This window comes from Amycolatopsis mediterranei (assembly GCF_026017845.1).
Lineage (GTDB): Bacteria > Actinomycetota > Actinomycetes > Mycobacteriales > Pseudonocardiaceae > Amycolatopsis > Amycolatopsis mediterranei.
Genome location: NZ_CP100416.1, coordinates 3,708,548 through 3,730,141 on the forward strand (window position 1 = coordinate 3,708,548; position 21,594 = coordinate 3,730,141).

Consider the following 21,594-nt stretch of genomic DNA (forward strand, 5'->3'; position numbering starts at 1 on the left):
CAGTGTCCGGGCCGCCGCCCGTCCCAGGCTCGACGGTGCCTGCTCGGATTCCACCGGGTCGGTGACAGTCACAACGAAAACCCCAATCACTGGTAACGGGGATTGGTGGCGTGCCAGGTGAAGCCGCCGCCCATCCAGGAACGGACACCCACGAGGAACCGCTGCAGCTCCGGCGACGGCACGGCCATCAGCTCCCGGTGGCCGGCCTCGAACTCGTGGACGATCTTGTTGTGCAGCTCGACGGTGGCCTGCACCGCCTCTTCGACCGGGCAGTCCCGGTCGGCGGCGATCTGCAGCACCATGTTGCAGACCGGTTTCTCGTCGGCCGCGTCCTTGGCCACCGAGTGGAGGTCGTTGACCAGCACCGACGCCGTCCCGGCCCGCATCATCGCCTCGCGCACCCGCGGGTCGTAGTAGAACGGGGCGGCCAGCTCGTAGCCGCCGACGGCGTCGACGAGGGTCATCGACGTGTAGAAGCTGTCGTGCTGGCGGGCCGCCAGGTACTCCCACGCCGGGGGGTAACGCCCGGTGTGGCGCCACGCCGCGTAGGCGTCCCAGCTGACGAACATCGAGAACGTCGCGTAGCAGACCCGCTGCACGAGCACCGGGGAGCCGTGGCGGCCCAGGTGGTCGATCCCCGAGTGCAGCCCGACGAGGATCGGGTCGCGGCGCAACGCCTCTTCGAGGGGGCCCGAAAACTCCCCGGCCGGGGCGACCGGGTCCATGGCCGCCATGACCAGCGCCAGCCGCGGCGGGAGCTCGGTGGGCGCCGCGCCGAGGGTGCTGTCGTCGGCGTAGTAGTCGTCGGCCGCCCACCAGACCGCGTTGAGCTGCGCCGCGACGAGCAGCCGGTCCGGGTCGTCGCAGTCGGTGTGGGCCAGCATCGCCAGCCGGCCGAACCCGGCCCCGGCGATCTGCTCCAGGCCCTTGCCGGTGAACCCGCAGCCGTCCGCCCAGGCGACCAGCCGCCGGTCGACCTCCGCGGCGAGGCCGTCGTCGACGCGGCCCTGGACCGGGCAGTACAACGGCGCCGCGCTGCCGTCACCCCACGGCAGGTAGGCGTACGCCGGATCGTGCCCGGGCGACGGCGCGAACCGGGTCGCGATCCGCGCCGCCGACGTCCCGAGCCCGAACGGCCCCGCCAGGAGGCCGGCGGCCTCGCCGGCGCTCCATTGTGGACAAGTGGTCTTGGTGCTCTCCCCGGTCACCCCGTCCGCCTCAGACGCGGTCGGCGGCGATCAGCAGGTAGTGGAAACTGCCTTCGCGGTAGGCGGTCAGGAACGGCTTCTCGACGCCGGTGGCGACCGACGACTTCTCCCGCAGCTCCCAGTAGGGGATCGTCGCGGCGGTCAGGTCGACGACGTTGATCGGCACGAACCCGTTGGCGGCCATGGCCTTGAAGTAGTCGCCGCGGGCGTGGATGTTGCAGATGTAGTGCTGGTCGATCTGGCTCACCGCGCGCGACCGGCCGCCCGTGACGTCGTTGTAGCACCCGGTGATCGTCACGTACCGGCCGCCGGGCTTGAGCTGCCGCGCGTGCTCGGCGAACAGCTCGTTCAGGTCCACGTACATCGTGCTCTCGTTGTTCCAGATGCCCTGGAACGCCCCGGATTCGAACCCCGTGTCGAGCATGTTCCGCAGGTGGTAGCGCACCGAGCCGTCGATCCCGCGCTGCCGGACGTGCGCGTTGGCGAACCCGACCTGCTGCTCCGAAATGGAGATGCCGTCGACCTGGCAGCCGAACCGCAGGTGGGCCATGACGCTCGTGCCGCCGCGGCCGCAGCCGGCGTCGAGCAGCCGGTCTTCCGGCCTGATCGGACCCAGGTGGTCGAGCAGGACGTCCGCCTGCGCGGTCTCGAGCCGGTGCATCTCCGCGATGATCGCCTCGTCGCGCGTGGCGGCCGGCGTTTCGAGGACGGCCGGGTCGTAGTCGCCGAGGCCGTAGTGGTGGTGGTAGAGACCGTCGACATCGCCCAGCCGGAGGTTCACCGGGTCCTTTTCCGCGTTCCAGTAGTCGGCGACCGACTGCTGGTACGCGGTCCGGGTCACGGGCTTCTCGAGAGCGGTCATCGATTGAACTCCTCGGTCGTTTCCTTGGCAGGAAAGGGATCCGCCGACGGCTTCCCCTTACTGGGAGACGCTAGTGGTGGGAGTTTCACAGGGACAAGAAGCTTCACTCGGGCTCCGCCGTCGTGGCCCGTCCGGCCCAGTGGAACCCGTGCCGGAAGTGGCGGGGGCCGGGGTGCCGACCCTCGTTCGAGATCAGGGACGCCTCGACCGGGTGACGAAGCGCGACAGCGCGTGTCAGACGATTTCGAGCCTTCGCGGACCCCGTGGACGGCCCCGGCCGAGGCGCGGCACGCTCACCGGGCGGACCCGGGACCCTCCGTCGTGATCCCGGCGAGGAAGTGGCGCTGCGCCACGAAGAACACGATCAGCAGCGGCACGGTCGTGATGACGCTGCCGGCCAGCACGATCTCCCACCGCTGCTCGCCCGCCTGGCCGAACTGGTCGGACAGCGCCTTGAGCCCGCGGGGCAGCGTGTACAGCGCCGGGTCGCGCAGGTAGATCAGCGGTCTGAGCAGGTCCGACCAGCTGGCCTTCAGCTCGAACACGAAGCTGACGATGAGCGCCGGGCGGCACAGCGGCACCGCGATGCGCCAGAACAGCGTCCAGTGGCTCGCGCCGTCGACGCGCGCGGCTTCGAACACCTCGCGGGGCAGGCCGAGGAAGAACTGGCGCAGCAGGAAGATGTAGAACGCGCTGCCGAACAGGTTCCCCGCCCACAGCGGCACCTGCGTGTGCGCCAGGCCGGCGGTGTTCCAGATCAGGTACACCGGGATCATCGTCACCGCGGCCGGCAGCATCATGGTGGCCAGCACCAGGCCGAAGAGCGCGCTGCGGCCGGGGAAGCGGAAGTACGCGAAGCCGAACGCCACCAGCGAGCTGGTCAGCGTCACGGCCACGGCCGCCGCGAGTGACACCGCGACGCTGTTGAGGAACCAGGCCGCGACCGGTGCGGCCCGCCAGATCTCGACGTAGTTGTCCCACGCCCAGGTCCGCGGAATGAGCACGTTGTCGAAGACCTGCGCGCGCGGCTTCACCGACGCGCTCAGCAGCCAGACGAACGGGTAGAGGAAGAGCACGGTCGCCGCGGCGAGCGCCGTCCAGCGGACTATGCGGCGCGCCGTCACCGGTCACCGCCTTCGTAGTGGACGAACCGGCGGCTCAGCCGGACCTGCACGAGGGTGATCAGCAGGATGACGACGAACAGCAGCCACGCCATCGCCGAGGCGTAGCCGAGGTGGAGGAATTCGAAGGCCTGCTGGAAGAGGTAGATCAGGTAGAACAGCGCCGCGTCGTTGCTGTAGGTCGCCGAGGCCGCGGAGCCGTAGAAGGCGGTGTAGGCCTCGTCGAACGACTGCAGCGCCGCGATCGTCTGGACGATGAGGGTGAAGAACAGCGCCCCGCTGATCATCGGGACGGTGATCCGGCGGAACCGCTGCCACGCCGACGCGCCGTCGAGCTCGGCGGCCTCGTACAGCTCCCGGGGCACGCCGCGCAGCGCGGCCAGGTAGATCACCACCGTGCTGCCCACCGACCACAGGTGCATGAGCACCAGCCCCGGCTTCACCCACGGCCCGTCGGTGCTCCACTGTGGACCGTCGATGCCGACCAGCCCCAGCACGGCGTTGACCAGGCCGGCCTGGCCGTTGAAGAGGATGAGGAACAGCACGCCGACGGCGACCTTCGGGGTGATCTCGGGCAGGTAGAACACGGTGCGGAAGAACCCGGCCGACCGGTGGCCCGCCCGCGTGAGCAGAGAGGCCAGCGCCAGCGAGACGGCCATCGTGGCCGGGACCGACATGACGGTGTAGACCAAGGTGTTGACCAGGCTCTTGCGCACGGCGGGGTCTTCGAGCAGCCGCCGGTAGTTGGCCCAGCCGACGGCGTCGGGCGACCGCAGCGCGTCGTAGTCGGTGAAGGAGAGCACCAGGCTGGCGATCATCGGGATCGCCATGAAGATCACGAACCCGATCATCCACGGCGACAGGAAGGCGTACGCCGCCCAAGCTTCCTTCGTGCGTCGCTTCACCGGTGCGCCGCCGCGGCGTCCAGCGCCCGCTGGGCCTCCTGCTGGGCCTGGCGCAGGGCGTCGGCGGGCTGCTGTTCGCCCGAGAGCACCCGGTTGACGGCGTTCTGCCAGGCCGTCTTGAATTCGGAGCCGGCCGGGGAGGCCGGCATGGTGAAGGCGCTGTCCTGCGCCCGCAGCACGGTCTGCACGGCGGTGTCGAACGCCGGCCGGTCCTTCAGTTGCACGAAACTGCCGAAGATCTCTTGGTCGGCGACGCGGTTGCCGGTGTAGACGCCGGTGAAGGCCTTGCCGGCGGCTTTCCGCTTCTCCGCGCGGGCCTTGGCGGCGGCGACCCAGCTCGGCGCGTCGGTCATCGTCTTGATCCAGGCACAGGCCTGCTCCTTGTGGGTGCTCCCGGCCGGGATCACCCAGGCGCTGCCGGTGACCCAGTCGATCGGGGTGCCGGCGGTGTCGGTGAACGGCGCCGCGGAGACCCGCACGTCGGGGGAGTAGTTGGCGAGGACGTTGAGGTACCAGTCGTCCATCAGGGTGGCCGCCAGTTGGCCCTGCTTGAACGGGTTCTTCTCGCCGAAGAAGTCGAACGAGTCGCGGAACGCCTTCACCGCGCTCCAGCCGCCTTGCGCGTCGATCAGCGACTTCGTGTACGTCAGGGCCTCGGCCAGCCGCGGGTCGTCGAGGTGGGCGGTGCGGCCGTCGTCGCTGAGCATCTGCACGCCGTTGGCCTTGGCCCACAGCGGGAGGAACTCGGGGATCTTCGGGTCGAACCCGATCCGCGACAGCCCGCCGCCCGTGCGGACGGTGAGCTTCTGCGCGGCGGTGGTCAGCTTGGCCCGGTCGGCGGGGGAGACGTCCCGAGGCGTCATTCCGCTCGTTTCGACGGCGGCGTCGTTCACGAGCAGGACCCGGTTGTCGTAGAACTCGGGCATGCCGTAGACCTTGCCGTCGAGGGTGACTTCCTTGAGGGCGGCGGGCCGGTACTGGCCGACGTCGATGTGCTGCTGGGCGATGCAGTCGGTGAGCGGCTCCAGGGTGCCGCGCGCGGCGTAGGTGCCGAGCAGCTGCCGGTCGAGGTAGACGAGGTCCGGTGGCGTGCGGGACGCGACGGAGGCCAGGAACTGCTGGGCGTCGAAGGCGCTCCCGCCGATCTTCACGGTGGCGGGCGCGATCGCCTTGCCCGCCAGATCGGCCCGGGTGGTGGCGATTTCGTCGCCGAGGCCGAACCCCATGGACGTCAGGGTGGCCGCGGCGCCGGTGTCACCACCGCTGCCGACTCCACCGCACCCGGAGAGCAGCAGGACCACCGTCGCACCGGCCAGAAGTTTCCGCGCCATCGCACACCCCTCCCAGAGGCGGCGCGGGTACCCGCCCGGGCGGGGGTCCAAACCAGTTCAGTGCTGCGCGGCGACCCAGGGGTTGGGGCGGCAGACGGCGCCGTCGGGCCGGACCTTCGTGGCGGCACCGGGCTGGTCGCGGTTGAGGTTCGCGAGGTAGGTGTTGGAGAGCCCGAAGGTCTGCTGCATCATCACCGGCGCCGGCGCGCCGGGGGCGGGGCAGCCGACGTGGCCGAGGCCGAGGGCGTGGCCCATCTCGTGGTTGATGGCGTAGGCGCGGTAGCCGGCCAGGTCGCCGTCGTAGGAGTGGGCGCCGCGGAGCCAGCGGGCGAGGTTGACGACGATCCGGTGGTCCCGCGACAGGCGGCACGAGGAGTCGAAGGGGATGCCGAAGCCGCAGAGGTCCGGGCGCCGCGCGGTGCCGGGACTGGTCAGGCTGATCCGGACGGCGGGCTCGGCACCGGTGTCGCCGAGTCTGCGGAAGGTCACCGCCCCGAGCCCGATCCAGCCACGGGGGTCGGCGAGGATCGCGTCGACGTCGTGGCCGAAGGAGGGAAGGTCGACGCCGTCTTCGACTTCGACGGTGTAGGTGAGGAGTTTCTCGCCGGTGCCGAAGTCGCGGCCGGCACCGGGCAGGACGTGCCAGGTCCCTTCGCCGGCTTCGGTGACCGGCACCCCGTCGGGCAGGGCGGCGGGCTCGGGGGCGGCGGGTTTCGGGGCGGTGGTGGTCTGCACGGCGGGCCGGGCGGAAGCGACGCCGGAGATCCGCCGTGGCTGGGCGGCTTCCGGAGTGAGGAGAAGGGCGAGGGCGAGGGCAACGGCGAACACGAGCACAGCAGGCGGCCACCAATCGACCTGGACGGGCGCAGGCACCGCAGCCGGCGGCGGCAGGGCGGGCAGTTCGGCCGGGGTGACAGGGGGGCGCGGAACCCGGGGCGCGGGCGGGCCGACCGAGATCGCGGGGGCGACGGAGATGGCGCTGGGTCGCCGTGCCTCGGGCTCGGGTGTGGGCGCGGGTTCGGGTGCGGTCGGCGCGGGGGCTGTTCGAGTCGCAGTGGTCGGTGCGAGCGAGGTTGCTTCTTCGGTGGTGGTCCGTTGCTCGGGCGGCCACTCCACGGCGTGGGTTGCAGGTGAAGCCATCCGAACCTCGCGGGCCAGTGCCGCCGAGCGGTCGGGCGCCGTCCGAGTTGCAGCGGCCGTGCCGTCCCCGACCGGAGCCGCCGGCGCCGGTCGAGCCGGCGGGATGCGTGGCGCCCTCGGTGCCTGAACCCCCTGTGGCTGCGCCGGCCGACGGCGGGGCTGGGGGAGCCAGTCCACGCGGGCCAGGGGGTGTCGTTCAGTAGGCAAGGCCCACGCTCGCACACTCCGGCGCCACCGGGCCCTCGGCTCGCGGGTACGACACCGTCGACGGGTCGCCGTCGGAGGTGTAGCGGTGGCCCGAAGGCGCCGCCAGCTCGTCGAGCCAGTGGGTCGATCCGTACTCCGCCTCCGTACCCGCCGACTGCGAACGGATCCTCGGGATCGCCGCGGGGTCGAACTTGCTCGAGCACGGCGACGGCGCCGGCCCGGCCCCCACCAGGAGCGCGCCGCCGTACGAATAGCCCGGGCCCTGCAACGCCAGGCCCGTGCGGTGCGGGCGGCTTCCGTACGGCAGGGCCAGCGTCGTCGGCCGGTAGCCCGGGACCGCCTGGCGGATCAGCGTGTCCTCCTCGGCGATGGCCGCCGTCGCCGCCGGTTCCGTTGCCGTGCGCAGGTTCGTGTGGTGACGGGTGTGGTTGCCGATCTCGAAGTGGTGCTCGGCCAGCCAGCGCAGTGTGCGCCCGTCGGTGTCGCCGCCGAACGGGTGCTCGTTGACGTACATGCTCGCGACCGGGCGGAACCGCGGGTGCGCCGCCGCGACGTCCAGGAGGATGCGGACCGCCGTGCCCTGCTCAGGTTGTCCCTGGGGCGTCAGGCGGAACACGCTCGGGTCGCCGTCGTCGAACGTCAGGACCACCGGGTGCGCGCCGGCCGGGAGGTCGAGCCGGCGGGAGACCAGTTCCGCCGTCGTGACCGGGACGTAGTCCTCGGCCGCGAGCCGCTCGAGCTCCGCGGTGAAGTCGGCCGGCGTGCGCTCGTAGACCGACTTCGGCTGCGCGACGAGGCGGTGGTACATCAAGACCGGCACCCGGCCGAGTTCGTCGGCGCCCACCTGGCGGGCGACGGCAGGCGTGATGCGGACCGGCGCGGCGGCGGGCGCCGGGTGCGGCGGTGCGGGCGCCGGGGCGACGGGCGCGGGGGCGCCGCAGGCCGCCAGCGCGAGGACGGCGGTGAACCCGGCACCGGACCGGAAAAGGCAACGCATGCCGGGAAGTGTGCGTCCGGCCCGCCGCGGCTGCGGGCCGGGCCACCGGGTCGGGTGAGCCCGCAATGGCGCGCCACCGCCCGGAAAAGCAGGTTTCCGCAGGCCGGCGCCATGGACCCGCAAACGGCCGCGGCACGATTCGGTGATCGTCGGGAAACCGGTTTGGCGAAGATCACCGACGGGTATTTCCCCGCGATGGTCCCGAAAAAGGCGGTCGCCGCCGAACGAACCTTCGATCGACGCCTGGTCCTCACCGCCGCCCTCGCGGGCTTCGCCACGAGTGCGTGCGGTGCCCTGCAACGGGGCCGGGCGCTGGCTGTGCCGGCCCCGGCGGCCGCCGCCGCGGCGGCGCCGCCGGCACCCCCTCCGAACCCGCTCGAAAAGGGCCTGCTCGTCGGCTTTTGCGGCGCTCCGGGCGCGAAGGCGCTCGGCCGCATGACGGGCGACCTCACGGAAGCGAGCCACGCGCTCCGCCGCCAGATCGAGGCGTTCCCGCCGGGACGTCCGGTCATCCCGGTCGTCGAGCTGATCGCCACCACCGTGCACCGCTCGCCGGGCGAGGACGGCATGTTCCGCAGCCGCTGCGAGGACGCGACCGTGCGCGACTACCTCGACGCCGCGCGGGCGCTGAACGGGTTGCTGTTGCTGAACATCCAGCCCGGCCGCGCCGACTTCCTGCCCGAGGTCCAGGCCTACGAGCGCTGGTTGACCGAGCCCGACGTCGGCGTCGCGCTCGACCCCGAGTGGGCCGTGGAACCGGGGGTCGTCCCCGGCAAGAAGTTCGGCCGCACGACCGGCGCCGAGCTCGACGGAGTCGCCCGGTACCTCGGGGGCCTGGCCGATGCGCACAACCTGCCCGCCAAGGTGATGATCTACCACCAGGTCGCCGCGTCCGTCGTGCGTGACGAAGAGCTTTTGCGGCCGCACAAGGGAGTTTCGGTCGTCAAGGTCGTCGACGGCATCGGTTCGGCCGCCGCCAAGAAGGCGACGTGGAAGACGCTGATGACGACCATGCCCGCCCACGTGCGTCCGGGCTTCAAGCTGTTCTTCGACGAGGACACCCGCCACGGCGCGGGCCTGATGACCCCGGCGGACGTCCTGGCGCTGAGCCCCACGCCCGCCTACGTCGTCTACGAATAGACAGTGACGGCGAACGCCCGGTGCGGTCCGCCGCACCGGGCGTTCGCGTGCCCGCATCGGTTGTCCGGAGACGACGAAAGCCCGGCGCGGGAGGGGAACCGCGCCGGGCCGTCGCCGGCTTGTCCGTCCGGGGTACCGGCCGGCCTAGCCGACCGGGACGGGCAGCCCGCCGAGAAGGTCGTTCACCAGCGCGGAAAGGCTGATCAGCACGCGCTGCAGCAGCGCGTTGAGCAGGGCCGACACCGGCGGCAGCGCCTGGCGCTCCGCCAGCTTGGCGGCGAGCTCGTCGACACCCTTGCGCGCTTCGGCGTTGTCCTTCTGCGCCGTGGCCGCGCTGTCCTTGGCCGCGGCCTGGATCGTGTACCGCTTGCCCTGGGCCAGGTCCGACAGCAACGGGTCGAGGCGGGCGAGGGTGGCCTGCGTGCCGGGCACGTCCCCCTTGTCCGCCCGCGACGCCAGCTGGTCGCGCAGACCCTGGACCTCCGCCGCGGCGCTGGTGGTGCTCGACGATCCGCTGCCACCGGGCCCGCCCGCCGTCGCCACACCCACCCCCGCCAAGGTCACCGCGGCGGCGGTGACGAACACCGTGAGCGCTCGGGTCAGTGCACTTTTCATGTCGTACTCCTCCGGATTGTGCGATGCCGACTGCGATCATGGTGAGCGCCGCTCGGCGATAACGCGAGCGGATGTCCGGGTCCCGGCGGAACCGGTTGATTTCACACGGTGTGCGGCCCGGTGAGTTACCCGGAACAAACATCGACATCGCGTGAAGTGGCTGTTCAGCCGTTTTGCGCTTCGACTACTGATCGTGATGCCGCCACTCGTCCGTGTCCGGCGATTACGATGAATGGTTGAATCGACGGGGTTTTCTTTACCGAAGGTGCGAGTGGCGTCCTTTCGAGTGATGCAGTACTTTCACCCGATCGTGAGGTTTAGGGAAAGAAATGATGGGTAATCATGCGCATTTGGCTTGGGGTCGGAAACACACTCTTAAGTAGGGTACGGTGCGAAAACACTTCTTGCGCGGCGAGCGCCTGGCTAATCTGGGTGGCGGTCGCGGGGCCGGTTTTTCCGGCCGTTACTGTGGCCTCCTCGGTGCCGAGACCTGACAACTGGGCGCCATTCGGAGAGAAGGAAACGCAGAACGTCCCGACGCCGACGGCGCCGGGACGTTCTGCGCGAAGAGGAGAGGAATGGCGGTGCGGGGCACCAGGGTCACTCGGGCGGCCGGCGGGAGCCGGCTGTGCGGTACCGGTGACACCCGGAAGCCGTGGGATCGGGTGCGCGGCATCGGCCGAGGTCAGGTGCCCGGCGGGGAACGGGCGTGCGGTGCCGGGAGTGCCCCGGCGCTCGGCGGGGATCAGGTGTGCGGTATAGGTATTACCGGGGAGCAGGGCCAGAAGCGGGCGCGCGGTATTGGTGGAGCGCAGGTGTTCGACGGAGGTCGGGGCTGCGTTGCCGACGCCGCCCAGCTGTGCGTTGTCAGCGGTGCTGGGGTGCCGGTTGTTGGCCTGCTGCGCCACAAGGGTGGCGCTCAAGCGTCCAGTCAGAACCTGATAGGCGATGTCAGCGGCACTCGAGTGCCGCGCCAAGACCTGCTGCGCCGTACAGACGGCGCCGAAACGCCCGGTGGGGACCGGCCCTACGACGTACCCGACCCTCAGGCGCCCGGCGGGTTCCGCCGCGGCTCGGCCGGCGGGTACGCGTTCGCCGGCGGCTCGGCCGGCGGGTACGTGTTCGCCGGCGGCTCGGCCGGCGGGTACGTGTTCGCCGGCGGCGCCCCCGCGGCCGGATATCCCGCCATCGCGCCCGGCTTGGGGCCGCGGCGGACCAAGCCCGCCAATCCCAGCAGCCCGACCAAGCCGAGCAGGCCCCACAAACCGTTGTCGTCGTTGTCGTCGCGGTTTGTGCCGTCGTCGCGGGTCTGCTGGTGCCAAGCCGGTGCCGCGATTTCCGGTGCCGCCGATGCCGGCACCGCGCCCGTCAGCGCGAATGCCGCCGCCGCGATGGCGGCGCAGCAGAGCTTGCCTGCCTTGTGGTTCATCCCGGTTCTTCCTCCCGTTGCGGAAATCGGTCATCCCGGGCGTACCCCCGTCGGCGGCATTCACTCCCGCTGTCACGGGAACGGGCGAAGACTTCGCCGCCCGGCCCCGGTTTCCGGGGCGTTTCCGGCCTTTGTAAGATGGTCGCCGGTTCAAGACGGAGCCGTTCAGGGACGCGCCGCGTGCGCTCGTCCGCCTCCGGCCGTCCCTCCCTTCTCAAGCGCAGCAGCGCATCCGAGCCGGGCAACACCGTCCACTGCCGTGGACCGGGGGAGGAATGAACACTGAACTCGCCGTCGCGCCGCTCGGCGCGACCTACACGCCACGCCTGATCTGCACCACCGGCGACCGCCTGATCCACCCGGCGGACGGCCGCAACGACCTCGCCAGGATCGTCGTGCGCTGGGCCCGCGCCTGGGTTCCCGAAACCTGGCCCGCCCGCCAGTACTTCGCCGCGCTGGGCATCGGTGACGACGAAAACCCTTGCTACCGCGACGAAGACGTCATCGGGTGGCACCTCCTGCAGCCTCGGCCGGACTCGCTCGCGTGGCGGGTGCGGTCGGGCGAGATCGACGTGACCACCGCGCTCACGGCCGAAGCCGAGGCCTGGCCCGAATAGGGAATTCCCGCGAAGAGCTCTGCGTCACCCGGCGCAGGGCTCTTTCGCGTACCCGAAACATTCCTTGTCCCGCAAGCGATCTATGGGGAAGGTGATCGGAATGGTCTTGGTGGCCAACAGAACCCGGCAACTAACCCGATCGGACCACATGGAGCGCGGTCAGCGGCTCGCGCTACCCACACGATGGTGGCACGAAGTGGAAACCGTGTCCCGGCATCAGTACGTTTCCCTCACACGGGACGGAGAACACACCTTCACTGCCGTCCCGTTCTCCGAATAGCGTTCATCGAGGAGCAATCCATGCTGAAGAAGATCGGGTTCGTCACGGCCACCGCGGCGGCCGGTGCGTTCCTGGCCGGCGGCATCGCCGCGGCCGACACCCCGGACGCTCACCACCACGAGCACCACCACGGTCACCACAACGGCGGCTACGACTACACCGGCCAGGTCGGCCTGGTGAACCTGAACAACACCGACGTGCTCCACAACGTCAACGCCGTGCTCGGCCTGTGCGGCAACGACGTCAACGTCCTCGGCGTGCAGGTGCCGATCCACGACTCGCTCAACGGCATCGGCGTGCCGATCCTCTCGCCGGGCAGCCACGAGGCCAGCGGCGAATCGCCCTACAACTGCGCCTCGGGCGGCCTGTCCGACGGCGGCACGAGCCAGGGTCACTGAGTTTTCCGTGCCCGGAGCCGCCCCTGCGTGCGGTAGCCGGCTCCGGGCACGGGAAATCGGCCGCCAGCGCCGACGCCGCACCGCGCGCCCGGAACACGGAGCGAGCTGCACACTCCGGTTCCGCGTTCCGGGCCCGTCGCGACGCCGGACGGCGCCGACCCGGGTGGGACCGGCCACGACGCTGGAGAAGTGCGCCGGTCCCGCCCGGCCTGACGGCACCATAACGAACTTTCCCGGGTCCGGCGAACCGAAGCCGGGCCCGTTTCTTTCCCCGATCCCCCGCCGGACCGTCCGGCGGGTACCCAGAAGGAGTATTTTTCCCGTGATCAAGCAGCTCGGCTTCGTCGCCACCGCCCTCGCCGCCGGGATGGCGGTGCTCGGCGGATCCGCGTCCGCGACCAGTGTCAGCGTTGCGGGCCACCCGGTCGACACCACCGACCAGTTCGGCCTCGTCGGCAACGTGCAGAACCTCGACGCGGTGCACAACCTGAACGTGGTCGGCGGCGTGTGCGACGACGACATCAACGTCCTCGGCGTCCAGGTGCCGATCCACGACACCGCCAACGGCATCGGCGTGCCGGTCCTCTCCCCGGGCGAGCACGAGGCCGCGGGCGAGAACCCGGACAACTGCGCCGCCGGTGAGATCGCCGACGGCGGGACCACCCAGGGCAACTGACCCCCGGCGGGTCCGGCCGCCGCGCGGGGTGCGCCCCCGCGCGGCGGTTTTGTCACGTCCGGTCGAGCCGGTGCACCGCCACTTCCCGCACGACGAGCAGGACCGCGGCCGCGACCGGCACCGCGACGAACGCGCCGACGACGCCGAGCAGCGCGTACCCGAGCAGCACCGCGACGACCGTGACGAGCGCCGGGATCCGCACGGCGCGGCCGACGATCTTCGGCAGCAGCACGTAGTCCTCCACCACCCGGTAGCCGACGAAGAACCCGAGCGTCGCGAGCCCGACCGGCACCGACACGGTGAGCGCGACGAGGGTGGTGCCGGCCCCGGCCGCCACCGAACCCGCCACCGGCACCAGGTCGAGCACGGCGACGAGCACGGCGAGCACCAGCGGGTAGGGGACGCCGAACGCCGACAGCCAGGCGAAGGTCGCCGCTCCCGCGATCAACGACACCGCGACGTTGCCGACGAGGTACGCGCCGACCTTCCGGAAGACCGCGTCGCCGATCAGGATCACCCGCGGCCGCCGCGACCGCGGGGCCAGCCGGTAGAGCGCGGTGCGGATCCGCGGGAAGTCGGCGACGAAGTAGGTGGCGAGCACCACGACGATCACGGCGTCGCCGAGCAGCGCCGCGAGCGATTTGGCCACATCGGACAGCTGCACGGACCGCACGGCGGCTTCGAGGCCGAAGGTTTCGTTGGCGCGGCCCAGCAGGGTGCCGTGGTCGCGCAGCAGGGTCAGGTACCGCGGAGCGCCGTTCCGCAGCTGCGTCGCCTGATCGGCCAGGGGCACGGCGGCCGCGGCGACGGTGCCGCCGAGGACGGCCAGCCCGGTCACGACGACCACCGCGGCGGCGAGGGCGCGGGGCATCCGGCGCGCGAGCCGGGCGGTCACCGGCTCGAGCCCCACCGCGAGGAAGAACGCGATGCCGACGAGCAGCAGCACGTCGGAGGCCGTGAGGATGAGCTCGACGACCGCGACGGTGACGGCCACCCCGGCCGCGGCGAGCATCCCGGTGAAGAACGGTGAGTGGCGGTCGAGCGGTTTTCCCGGCCGGCCCAACGGTTTTTCCTGCCGGGCCGCCGCTCCTTCGGCCTCACCGACGGGGTGCCCGGCGCGGTACGCCCCGCGGCCGCTCGTTGTGTGCATGAGCCGGGGGCTACCCTGCGTGGCGTGCCCGAATCCACCCGATCCGGGCACGCGGGCAAGTCCACGCTTCCCGGTGACGGCGTCTGCCTGCCGTTGCCGGAACCGTTGCGGTGTCGGCAAAATCGCCTATGCGTTTCAAAGATCTCCTGCTCGTTCCGGTCGTCGCCGTCGCGGCCGCGTTCGCGGTGGCCCCGGAAGCGGCGGCCATCAGCGCGCCGCGGCTGCTGATCAACCAGGACTTCCCGGATGCGGACGTCGTCAAGACGGCCTGGGGCTACTTCGCGTTCTCGACGGGCACGAGGGCCACGCGGATTCCGATGGCCAGCGCTCCCGCGCCGGAGGGCCCGTGGCGCGTCGCCGGTGACGCGCTCGGAGCGGTCCCCGCGTGGGCGAAGCCGGACGGCGGGTTCTGGGCCCCGGACGTCACCCAGCTGGGGGATGGCACATTCGTGTTGTACTTCGCGGCCACGCAGACGACGGGCGGCGGGATGTGCCTCGGCGCGGCGACGGCGAAGAAGGCGGAAGGACCGTACACGCCGGCCGGCGACCGGCCGCTGGTGTGCGAGCCCGGCGACCACGGGGACATCGACCCGCAGACGTTCGTCGACCCGGACGGGTCCCGGTACCTGCTCTACAAGAGCGACGGCGCGGCGACCGGGCCGCCGTCGGCGATCTGGGTGCAGAAGCTGCAGGCCGACGGGCGCACCCTCGCCGGCCCGCGCACCGAACTGCTGCGGGCCGATCTGACACCCGAGAAGTCGGTCGTCGAAGCACCTTCGGTGGTGAAGACGGCGTCCCGGTACCTGCTGTTCTACTCCGCGGACACGTTCGACAGCACGGGCTACCACACGTGTTACGCGTCCGCGCCGACGCTGGGCGGCGCGTTCGTGAAGGCGGACGCCCAGGTCCTGTCGACCGACCTGCTCGGCGGCAAGGTGGACGCCCCGGGCGGCGCCGACGTGGTGGACGGCCACATCTTCTTCCACGGCTGGCTGGGCGGCGGCCGCACGGCGAGGGGCCTGTACGAGCTGCCGATCACCTTTTCGGGTGACGTGCCGCAGCTGGGCTGACATGTCACCCACCCGTATGACGTTCCGGTTGGGCCGCCGGGTCCCGGATATCCGGGAGCGAGGGAACGGAGGAGTGCCATGACGGTGTGGTGGGGATTGGCGGGCTTGTTCGGACTGCTGGGGTGCTGCGGCCTGCTCCGGAGCCATCGCGCCGACGGAGCGGTGGCTCCGGAGCGGGAAGACCCGCTGGCGCGCTACCCGGTGGCCCGCGAACCGGCGACACCGAACGCCGACGCGGCGCACACGCCGCTGATGACACCGGCGATCACACCGGAGATGCTCGCCGGCCAGGCGGGCCAGGCGGGCCAGGCGGGCCAGGCAGGTCAGGCGGGGCCGGTCGGTCCGGTTGGGCCGCGGCAGGAGGCGGTGGTGCCGGAGTCGGGGAGCATCGCCGGGGAGATTCCTGCGCCGCGCCCGCAGTCCGGTGAGGTAGCGGAGCAGCCAGGTGTGCCGGAGGGCGCGCCGGTGGCGGTTTCGACGGTGCAGGCTGGGGGATCGGTGCCTGGGCCGGGGTTTACTGGTGCGCCGGTTTCTTCGGATCAGGTTCCGGCGGCGCCGCCGGCGGCGGCACAACCGGCGGTCGGATCGGTGCCGGTTTCCTCGCAGTCGCCGGGACGGCTGGCCGAGCCGGGAGTCTCCGGGGTCCCGCAGCAGCCGAAGCATGCGCTTCGGCCCGAGGCACCCGCGCCGGAAACGGCCGGTGTTCCCCGAGTTCGTGCACCGGAACCCGAAGCGCCGCAACCGCAACCGCAGCCGCGCCCGCAACAGCAGCCGGAGCCGGACTCCGGTGGGCTCGTCGGCACCATGAGGCGGTTCATGCGGCGCGCCTGACCTCACCCCAGCGGCGCGCGGTCCTCGATCAGTCCCGCCAGCAGATCGCCGTGGTCTTCGAGGCGGTCCAAGACGTCGTCCGCCGTGAACGTCAAGCGGTTCACGTGGCGGCAAGCTCGCACCTCGTCCCACGTCACCGGGGTCGACGCCGTCGGGTGGTCGCGGCCGCGCAACGAATACGGGGCCACCGTCGTCTTCGCCGGGTTGTTCTGGCTCCAGTCGATGAACACCCGGCCCGTGCGCTGGGCCTTCGCCATCACCGCCGTCACCGACTCCGGTGTCTCCTTCGCCAGGCGCTGGGCGAGCCGCTTGGCGTACGCCGACGGGGCCGCCGGGTCGTCCGTGCGGATTCCGCAGTAGAGCTGCATTCCCTTGGAGCCCGACGTTTTCGCGTACGGTGTCAGCCCGTCGGCGACCAGGACGTCGTGCAGGCGCTCCGCCACCCGGCAGCAGTCGACGATCGTCGTGCCCGGGCCCGGGTCCAGGTCGAACACCAGCCGGTCCGGGGGCTGCCGGGTGCCCTGCTCCACCGTCCACTGGGGAACGTGCAGCTCGAGCGCCGCCATGTTCGCCGCCCACACCAGGCCCGGGAGGTCGTCCAGGAGCGGGTAGTCGATCGTGCCGCCCGTGCCGGCCAGGCGCACCGTGCGCAGCCAGTCCGGGGCGCCCTTCGGGGCGTTCTTCTCGAACCACTTCTGGCCGTCGACGCCGTTCGGGTAGCGGATGAACGTCACCGGCCGCCCGGCGAGGTGCGGCAGCAGCACCGCCGCGACGCGGGAGTAGTAGTTGATCACCTCGCCCTTGGTGAAGCCGTCCGCCGGGTACAGCACCTTGTCCAGATTGGACAGTGTGAGCCGCCGATCGCCGGCCTGGACGGTGATCCGCTGCCCCGCCGGCTCGGGTGAAGGCGACGCCGACGCCGAAGCCGACGACGAGGGCGAAGGCGGTGCCGGAGCCGCGCCGGCGGGTTCGTGCGGAACCGCGCGCGGCGCCAGGACCTCGGCCGGGTCCTTGTCGTGGCGCAGGCCCCGCCAGGCGGTGTGGCGGACGCGGCCACCGCGGGTGAACTGGCGGTAGACGATCTCGCCGACCAGCCGCGGCTCCACCCAGCGGGCGCGGGCGGTGTCCTCCCGCGGCGGCGTCGTCACGAACGGGTGAGTGCGGCGCTCCATCGCCTCCAGCTGCGCCCGCAGGTCGGCGCGGGTGGCCTGGCTGAAGCCGGTGCCGACGTCGCCGATGTAGACCAGGTCGCCGGTCGCGGGGTCGTGCGCGCCGAGCAGGAGCCCGCCGAGGGTGCCGGTGAAGCTGTTCTGCCCGGGCCGCCAGCCGCAGACGATCACCTCCTGCGTCCGGACCAGCGGGTGCTTGAGCCACGAATCCGGCCGCTGCCCGGGGTGGTAGGCCGACGACCGCAGTTTCGCGACGACGCCCTCGTACCCGGCGGACGCGGCGTGGGCGAGGAAGTCCGCGGGGGTGCGGCGATCGGCGGCGAGCTCGTCGAAGGTGACCGCGCGGACCACCGAAACGCGGTACGGATCGGGCATCGGCAGCTCGGCCAGCAGCCGGCGGCGCTCGTCGTACGGCATGGCCAGCAGGCTCTCGTCCCCGAGCCGGAGCAGGTCGAAGGCCAGGAACCGGACCGGGACGTCGGTGAACTCCCGCCCCTTCGGCCCGCTCTGGTGCCGGACGTAGCGGCCGCGGCGCTCCTGCATCCGCTCGAAGTCGATCCGGCCGTCCTCGCCGTAGACGACGATCTCGCCGTCCAGGTAGGCGGCGCGGCCGTCCAGTGCGGGGGCGAGCACGCCCTCGAGGTCGGTGAACTCCGCGGTGAAGTCGATGTTGTTGCGGCTGGTGAGCACGGTGGTGCCGTCCGGGGCGATCCGCATGGCCGCCCGGTAACCGTCCAGTTTGTACTCGTAGGCCCACTCCGGGCCGGTGCGCAGCCGCCCGCCGTCGGCCTTGGCGAGCATCGGCTCCAGCCAGGCCGGGACGAGCGACGCGTCGTCTGCCGCCATTTCGGACCTCCGTCACCTTCCGTGCCCAAGGTAACCCGTTCGGCCTAGATTAGCTGGGTTTGCGCAGGTGAAAGCCGCTTGAACGCCTGTTCGGGGGGCCGGTCAAGCGGGCAGGAAGTCGTCGACGGCCCGGCGCAGCGTGGTGCGCACCTTGGCGGCGTCGTCGAGTTCGCCACCGTGCAGGGCGCCGTCGCGCAGCAGGACGAGCACGCGGGCCGCGTGGTCCGGTTCCGGGTGGCCGAGGTCCGCCGCCTGGTCGCGCAGCACGCCGAAGAACCACTGCCGGTGGTCGTCGATGACCCGGCGGACCCGGTTCGCCGGATCGGGGTACTCGGCGGCGGCGTTGAGGAACTGGCAGCCGCGGAAGTCTTCGCCGCACGTGGCGTCGCCGACCACCGCCATGGTCTCGGCCAGCGCCTCGCGCGGCGGTTTGCCCGCCCGCGCCGCGTCGACGGCCGCGCGGATCTGACGGCTGGTCTCGGCGAGGTAGGCCGCGACCAGGTCGTCTTTCGTCGGGTAGTGGCGGTAGAAGGTCGCCCGGGTCACGGCCGCCTCGGAAACCAGGCGTTCCACCCCGACGGCGTGGATGCCCTCGGCGTAGAAGAGGCGGGCGGCGGTCGCGAGCAGCCGGTCCTTCGGGTGCGGCTCGGCAGTCCTCATTTCCGCAGCATAGAGAAAGACCGATCGTTCTGCCAGATCGGCTTCGTCACATTGCCACGGCGTCCCGGAGAGGCCACAGTAGCTAGCAGAAAGACCGATCGTTCTCCCAAAGGAGCCAGCCATGAGCAAGCCCACCATCGTCCTGGTCCACGGCGCGTTCGCCGACTCGTCCAGCTGGACCGGGGTCGTCGCGAAGCTGCAGGAGCAGGGCTATCCGGTCCGGGCGGTGGCGAACCCGCTGCGGGGCGTCGAGTCCGACGCGGCCTACGTGAAGGACGTCGTCGACAGCGTCGAAGGCCCGGTCGTCCTGGCCGGCCACTCCTACGGCGGCGCCCTGATCACCCGCGCGGCCACCGACGCCCCCCACGTGCGTGCCCTGGTCTACATCGCCGCGTTCCAGCCGGACGCGGGGGAGAGCGTGTTCGAGCTGTCCGGCCGCTACCCGGGCGCCAAGCTCGGCCCGGAGACGACGAACGTCCTCGAGCAGGACGGTCAGCCCGAGCTGTCGATCAAGCCGGAGGACTTCGCCGAGGTCTTCGCCGCCGACGTCCCCGCCGCCACCGCGGCGATCATGGCGGTGACCCAGCGGCCGGTCGCGCAGCAGGCGCTGGCCGCGCCGTTCGAGGGCACCCCGGCGTGGACGAAGCTGCCGTCGTGGACGCTGGTCGCGAACCACGACAACGCGATCCCGGCCCAGGCGCAGGAGTTCATGGCCGAGCGCGCGTCGTCGACGGTCCGCCGGATCGACGCCTCGCACGCGGTCGCGGTGTCGCAGCCGGACGTCGTCGCCGAGGTGATCCTCGCCGCCGCGGCGCACGTCGAGTGAGCCGGCGGCACCGGGCGGTCGCCCCGGATCGCCGCCAGGAGCCGGGCAGGTTCGGCTGAGGCGCCGGTTCGTGCTTCGCTGGAGGACATGACGAAGCCGGAGCGGTGGCGTCGGTACTGGGACCGCAAGTCCACGACCTACGACGCGGAGATGGACTACTGGGATCGCCGTCTCTTCGGCGATTCGCGGGCGTGGGCTTGCGGCCAGGCGACGGGCGAGGTCCTGGAGGTCGCGGTCGGGACCGGGCTGAACCTCCCCAGCTACCCCGCGGGGGTGACGCTCACCGGCGTCGACCTCAGCGAGGGGATGCTGGCCATCGCCCGCGACCGCGCCCGACGGCTCGGCCACCCGGTGACCCTGCGCGAGGCCGACGCCGAGGCCCTGCCGTTCGCCGAAGCCTCGTTCGACACCGTGGTGTGCACGTTCGGCCTCTGCGCCATCCCCGACCCCGCCGCCGCGGTCGGGGAGATGGTGCGGGTGCTGCGCCCGGGCGGGCGGCTGATCCTGGTCGACCACGTCGCCTCGTCGTCGCGGTTCGTGCGGGGCCTGCAGTGGCTGCTCGAGCTCGCGAGCGTCCCGCTGGCCGGCGAGCACTTCCGGCGGCGGCCGCTGCGGCTCGTCGAGGCGCTCGGGCTGCCGGTGCGGCGGCGGGAGCGGTTCAAGCTCGGGCTGGTGGAACGGCTGGTCGCCGCCAAGGTCAGCTGATCAGTACGCTCTCGTCCAGCCCGGCCAGGATCGCCGCGGCGTCGTCGTAGACCGCCACGGCACCGGCGTCGGTCAGCTCCGCCGCGCCGACGCCGCCGGAGAGCACCGAAACCGTGCGCACGCCGGCCTTGGTGGCGGCGTGGACGTCCCAGACCGCATCGCCGACGAAGATCGTCTCCTCCGGTGCGGTCCCGGCCTTGTCGAGCGCGGCGAACACCGGCTCCGGATCGGGCTTCGTCGCTTCGACGTCGTCACCGGAAACGATGCCCGCGACCACGTCGTCGACGTCGAGGACGCGGCGCAGCTCCTTGAGCTCGTCCGGCGCCGCCGACGTCGCCAGCACGACGCGGATCCCGCGGTCCGCCAAGACGCGGATGAGCTCGGGGGCGCGGTCGAACGGCCGCAGCAGGCCGGCCGTCTCCAGGTAGAAGCGGCTGTGCAGGTCCTTCGCCTCGTCGCCGATGCGGCCGGCGTCTTCGTCGCCCAGCAGGGTGCTCAACAGCTTGCCGGACCCCTTGCCGATCGCGCGGTGCACGCGCCAGGAGTCGACGTCCCGGTCCAGCTCGTGGAACGCCCGGCGCCAGGCGTGGACGTGGAGGTAGTTGGAATCGACGAGCGTGCCGTCGACGTCGAACAGGACCGCGGTGGCGATGGTGAGCTCCTCGGGTCGGTGCGGTTTCCCCGTGCTCCGCGCGGGTATCGGGAGGGGTGATCCGAATACCCCGGCCCGGAGGGAAGTACACATGACCGGCCTCGTCTCGGCGGGCTTCCGCGGGCTGGCGGCGCTGCGGCGCGCCCCGGCCTTCCACCCCGCGGGCGTGGTCCGGCACGGCGAACTCCGGCCCGTCGCCGACGACCTGCCGTGGCCGTCCGGGCCGGCGCCCGTCGTCGCCCGGCTGTCCAAGGGCGCCGGCACACCCGGGCGGCTGCCGGACGCGCTCGGGCTGGCGGTGCGGATTCCCGGCGCGGGCCGCGACGGCGGGCCGTGGGACATCCTGCTGACGACGGCGGGCAGCGGGCACGTCGGCCGGATGCTGCCCCGGCCGGCGGCCGCGTGGACGCGCGGGGCCTACAGCAGTCTCGTGCCGTACCGCCGGGCCGACCGGCTCGTCTGGCTGGGGGCGTGGGCGGAGACGTCGTCGCCGCGGATCGAGGCGTCGCTCGACGCGGCCCGCGCGACGGGAACGTGGGAGTTCGTGCTCCGGACCGGCCGCGAAGACGGGCGCTGGTGCGACAGCGCCGTGCTGGCGCTGACCGGGACCGGCGGCGAGGCGCCGTCGTTCGATCCGATGCTGAACCGCCCGGACGGGCTGGAGTTCGCCCCGGACTGGCTGGTGCGGCTGCGGGAACGGGCCTACGCGGGGAGCCGGGCCGGGCGGCCGTCGTGACCCGGCCGCCCGGCCCGGCACCC

At 71.9% G+C, this 21,594-nt stretch carries 23 protein-coding genes; 9 read left to right on the plus strand and 14 right to left on the minus strand.

All coding sequences use genetic code 11. The features are described 5' to 3' along the window. Window positions 1–86: 86 nt before the first annotated feature. The 7 genes from ISP_RS17515 to ISP_RS17545 all read right to left on the minus strand — a co-directional run bounded on the left by ISP_RS17515 (window position 87) and on the right by ISP_RS17545 (window position 7,771). Complete coding sequence (locus tag ISP_RS17515; protein ID WP_013225102.1) at window positions 87–1,208, minus strand: family 2 encapsulin nanocompartment cargo protein terpene cyclase; 1,122 nt, start codon at window positions 1,206–1,208, stop codon at window positions 87–89. Window positions 1,209–1,218: 10 nt separating this feature from the next. Further along, window positions 1,219–2,070 carry a geranyl diphosphate 2-C-methyltransferase gene (locus ISP_RS17520; protein WP_013225103.1) on the minus strand — a complete coding sequence of 284 codons (852 nt, stop codon included), beginning with the start codon at window positions 2,068–2,070 and terminating at the stop codon, window positions 1,219–1,221. 293 nt (window positions 2,071–2,363) lie between these two features. Continuing rightward, on the minus strand, window positions 2,364–3,194 hold the full coding sequence (locus ISP_RS17525; protein ID WP_013225104.1) for a carbohydrate ABC transporter permease: 831 nt from the start codon (window positions 3,192–3,194) through the stop codon (window positions 2,364–2,366). Next, window positions 3,191–4,096 (minus strand): carbohydrate ABC transporter permease, encoded by a 906-nt coding sequence (locus tag ISP_RS17530; RefSeq protein ID WP_013225105.1) that lies wholly within the window; start codon window positions 4,094–4,096, stop codon window positions 3,191–3,193. The genes ISP_RS17525 and ISP_RS17530 overlap by 4 nt, the downstream gene beginning before the upstream one ends. Further along, window positions 4,093–5,427: an extracellular solute-binding protein gene (locus tag ISP_RS17535; protein ID WP_013225106.1), complete on the minus strand. Its 1,335-nt coding sequence runs from the start codon at window positions 5,425–5,427 to the stop codon at window positions 4,093–4,095. The genes ISP_RS17530 and ISP_RS17535 overlap by 4 nt, the downstream gene beginning before the upstream one ends. Before the next feature lie 57 nt (window positions 5,428–5,484). After that, entirely contained in the window at window positions 5,485–6,255 is a 771-nt protein-coding gene (locus tag ISP_RS17540; RefSeq protein ID WP_230468806.1) for a DUF3152 domain-containing protein, read from the minus strand. 508 nt (window positions 6,256–6,763) lie between these two features. Continuing rightward, the gene (locus tag ISP_RS17545; protein WP_013225108.1) at window positions 6,764–7,771 is read right to left on the minus strand and encodes a polysaccharide deacetylase family protein; all 1,008 of its coding nucleotides are present in this window, start codon (window positions 7,769–7,771) and stop codon (window positions 6,764–6,766) included. Between the two features lie 162 nt (window positions 7,772–7,933). Here ISP_RS17545 and ISP_RS17550 point away from each other — a divergent pair, with 162 nt between their 5' ends. Continuing rightward, window positions 7,934–8,911 carry a hypothetical protein gene (locus ISP_RS17550; protein ID WP_013225109.1) on the plus strand — a complete coding sequence of 326 codons (978 nt, stop codon included), beginning with the start codon at window positions 7,934–7,936 and terminating at the stop codon, window positions 8,909–8,911. Between the two features lie 144 nt (window positions 8,912–9,055). Here ISP_RS17550 and ISP_RS17555 read toward each other — a convergent pair whose 3' ends face one another. The 3 genes from ISP_RS17555 to ISP_RS17565 form a co-directional block, all read right to left on the minus strand. Beyond that, window positions 9,056–9,526, minus strand: coding sequence for a hypothetical protein (locus ISP_RS17555; RefSeq protein WP_013225110.1), 471 nt, complete (start codon window positions 9,524–9,526; stop codon window positions 9,056–9,058). A 317-nt stretch (window positions 9,527–9,843) separates the two neighbouring features. Beyond that, entirely contained in the window at window positions 9,844–10,449 is a 606-nt protein-coding gene (locus ISP_RS17560; RefSeq protein WP_141748483.1) for a hypothetical protein, read from the minus strand. Between the two features lie 122 nt (window positions 10,450–10,571). Further along, a complete protein-coding gene (locus ISP_RS17565) occupies window positions 10,572–10,955 on the minus strand; it encodes a WGxxGxxG family protein (protein ID WP_013225111.1) in 384 nt (127 codons plus the stop codon). Window positions 10,956–11,230: 275 nt separating this feature from the next. On the opposite strand from ISP_RS17565, the gene ISP_RS17570 reads away from it, so the two are divergent. The 3 genes from ISP_RS17570 (at window position 11,231) to ISP_RS17580 (ending at window position 12,926) form a co-directional block, all read left to right on the plus strand. Then, entirely contained in the window at window positions 11,231–11,572 is a 342-nt protein-coding gene (locus tag ISP_RS17570) for a hypothetical protein (protein WP_013225112.1), read from the plus strand. Between the two features lie 300 nt (window positions 11,573–11,872). Further along, the gene (locus ISP_RS17575) at window positions 11,873–12,250 is read left to right on the plus strand and encodes a hypothetical protein (protein ID WP_013225113.1); all 378 of its coding nucleotides are present in this window, start codon (window positions 11,873–11,875) and stop codon (window positions 12,248–12,250) included. A 322-nt stretch (window positions 12,251–12,572) separates the two neighbouring features. Further along, the gene (locus tag ISP_RS17580) at window positions 12,573–12,926 is read left to right on the plus strand and encodes a hypothetical protein (RefSeq protein ID WP_013225114.1); all 354 of its coding nucleotides are present in this window, start codon (window positions 12,573–12,575) and stop codon (window positions 12,924–12,926) included. 52 nt (window positions 12,927–12,978) lie between these two features. On the opposite strand, the gene ISP_RS17585 is transcribed toward ISP_RS17580, so the two are convergent. Then, window positions 12,979–14,076, minus strand: a complete 1,098-nt coding sequence (locus ISP_RS17585) for an AI-2E family transporter (protein ID WP_230468807.1) — start codon at window positions 14,074–14,076, stop codon at window positions 12,979–12,981. Window positions 14,077–14,204: 128 nt separating this feature from the next. On the opposite strand from ISP_RS17585, the gene ISP_RS17590 reads away from it, so the two are divergent. Together ISP_RS17590 and ISP_RS17595 are read left to right on the plus strand one after the other, a co-directional pair. Beyond that, the gene (locus ISP_RS17590) at window positions 14,205–15,146 is read left to right on the plus strand and encodes a glycoside hydrolase family 43 protein (RefSeq protein ID WP_013225116.1); all 942 of its coding nucleotides are present in this window, start codon (window positions 14,205–14,207) and stop codon (window positions 15,144–15,146) included. A gap of 78 nt (window positions 15,147–15,224) precedes the next feature. Beyond that, window positions 15,225–15,977 (plus strand): hypothetical protein, encoded by a 753-nt coding sequence (locus ISP_RS17595; protein ID WP_141748484.1) that lies wholly within the window; start codon window positions 15,225–15,227, stop codon window positions 15,975–15,977. 2 nt (window positions 15,978–15,979) lie between these two features. Here ISP_RS17595 and ligD read toward each other — a convergent pair whose 3' ends face one another. Both ligD and ISP_RS17605 read right to left on the minus strand, forming a co-directional pair. Continuing rightward, window positions 15,980–17,992: a DNA ligase D gene (gene ligD, locus ISP_RS17600; RefSeq protein ID WP_013225117.1), complete on the minus strand. Its 2,013-nt coding sequence runs from the start codon at window positions 17,990–17,992 to the stop codon at window positions 15,980–15,982. Window positions 17,993–18,094: 102 nt separating this feature from the next. Further along, entirely contained in the window at window positions 18,095–18,652 is a 558-nt protein-coding gene (locus ISP_RS17605) for a TetR/AcrR family transcriptional regulator (protein WP_013225118.1), read from the minus strand. A gap of 121 nt (window positions 18,653–18,773) precedes the next feature. Here ISP_RS17605 and ISP_RS17610 point away from each other — a divergent pair, with 121 nt between their 5' ends. Then, a complete protein-coding gene (locus ISP_RS17610) occupies window positions 18,774–19,478 on the plus strand; it encodes an alpha/beta fold hydrolase (protein WP_013225119.1) in 705 nt (234 codons plus the stop codon). Between the two features lie 87 nt (window positions 19,479–19,565). Then, complete coding sequence (locus tag ISP_RS17615; protein WP_013225120.1) at window positions 19,566–20,183, plus strand: class I SAM-dependent methyltransferase; 618 nt, start codon at window positions 19,566–19,568, stop codon at window positions 20,181–20,183. Here the strand turns inward: ISP_RS17615 and ISP_RS17620 are convergent. Then, a complete protein-coding gene (locus ISP_RS17620) occupies window positions 20,176–20,928 on the minus strand; it encodes an HAD family hydrolase (RefSeq protein ID WP_013225121.1) in 753 nt (250 codons plus the stop codon). The genes ISP_RS17615 and ISP_RS17620 overlap by 8 nt on opposite strands. Between ISP_RS17620 and ISP_RS17625 the strand changes: the two genes are divergently transcribed. Next, entirely contained in the window at window positions 20,927–21,571 is a 645-nt protein-coding gene (locus ISP_RS17625; RefSeq protein ID WP_013225122.1) for a hypothetical protein, read from the plus strand. The two genes, ISP_RS17620 and ISP_RS17625, sit on opposite strands and share 2 nt — an antisense overlap. Window positions 21,572–21,594 lie beyond the last annotated feature (23 nt).

Coding starts and splice junctions, on each gene's coding strand:
- ISP_RS17555 (WP_013225110.1), bottom strand. CDS start 9,526: ATGAAAAGTGCACTGACCCGAGCGCTCACGGTGTTCGTCACCGCCGCC.
- ISP_RS17545 (WP_013225108.1), bottom strand. CDS start 7,771: ATGCGTTGCCTTTTCCGGTCCGGTGCCGGGTTCACCGCCGTCCTCGCG.
- ISP_RS17520 (WP_013225103.1), bottom strand. CDS start 2,070: ATGACCGCTCTCGAGAAGCCCGTGACCCGGACCGCGTACCAGCAGTCG.
- ISP_RS17610 (WP_013225119.1), top strand. CDS start 18,774: ATGAGCAAGCCCACCATCGTCCTGGTCCACGGCGCGTTCGCCGACTCG.
- ISP_RS17590 (WP_013225116.1), top strand. CDS start 14,205: ATGCGTTTCAAAGATCTCCTGCTCGTTCCGGTCGTCGCCGTCGCGGCC.
- ligD (WP_013225117.1), bottom strand. CDS start 17,992: ATGGCGGCAGACGACGCGTCGCTCGTCCCGGCCTGGCTGGAGCCGATG.
- ISP_RS17565 (WP_013225111.1), bottom strand. CDS start 10,955: ATGAACCACAAGGCAGGCAAGCTCTGCTGCGCCGCCATCGCGGCGGCG.
- ISP_RS17615 (WP_013225120.1), top strand. CDS start 19,566: ATGACGAAGCCGGAGCGGTGGCGTCGGTACTGGGACCGCAAGTCCACG.
- ISP_RS17535 (WP_013225106.1), bottom strand. CDS start 5,427: ATGGCGCGGAAACTTCTGGCCGGTGCGACGGTGGTCCTGCTGCTCTCC.
- ISP_RS17625 (WP_013225122.1), top strand. CDS start 20,927: ATGACCGGCCTCGTCTCGGCGGGCTTCCGCGGGCTGGCGGCGCTGCGG.
- ISP_RS17585 (WP_230468807.1), bottom strand. CDS start 14,076: ATGCACACAACGAGCGGCCGCGGGGCGTACCGCGCCGGGCACCCCGTC.
- ISP_RS17620 (WP_013225121.1), bottom strand. CDS start 20,928: ATGTGTACTTCCCTCCGGGCCGGGGTATTCGGATCACCCCTCCCGATA.
- ISP_RS17605 (WP_013225118.1), bottom strand. CDS start 18,652: ATGAGGACTGCCGAGCCGCACCCGAAGGACCGGCTGCTCGCGACCGCC.
- ISP_RS17595 (WP_141748484.1), top strand. CDS start 15,225: ATGACGGTGTGGTGGGGATTGGCGGGCTTGTTCGGACTGCTGGGGTGC.
- ISP_RS17570 (WP_013225112.1), top strand. CDS start 11,231: ATGAACACTGAACTCGCCGTCGCGCCGCTCGGCGCGACCTACACGCCA.
- ISP_RS17575 (WP_013225113.1), top strand. CDS start 11,873: ATGCTGAAGAAGATCGGGTTCGTCACGGCCACCGCGGCGGCCGGTGCG.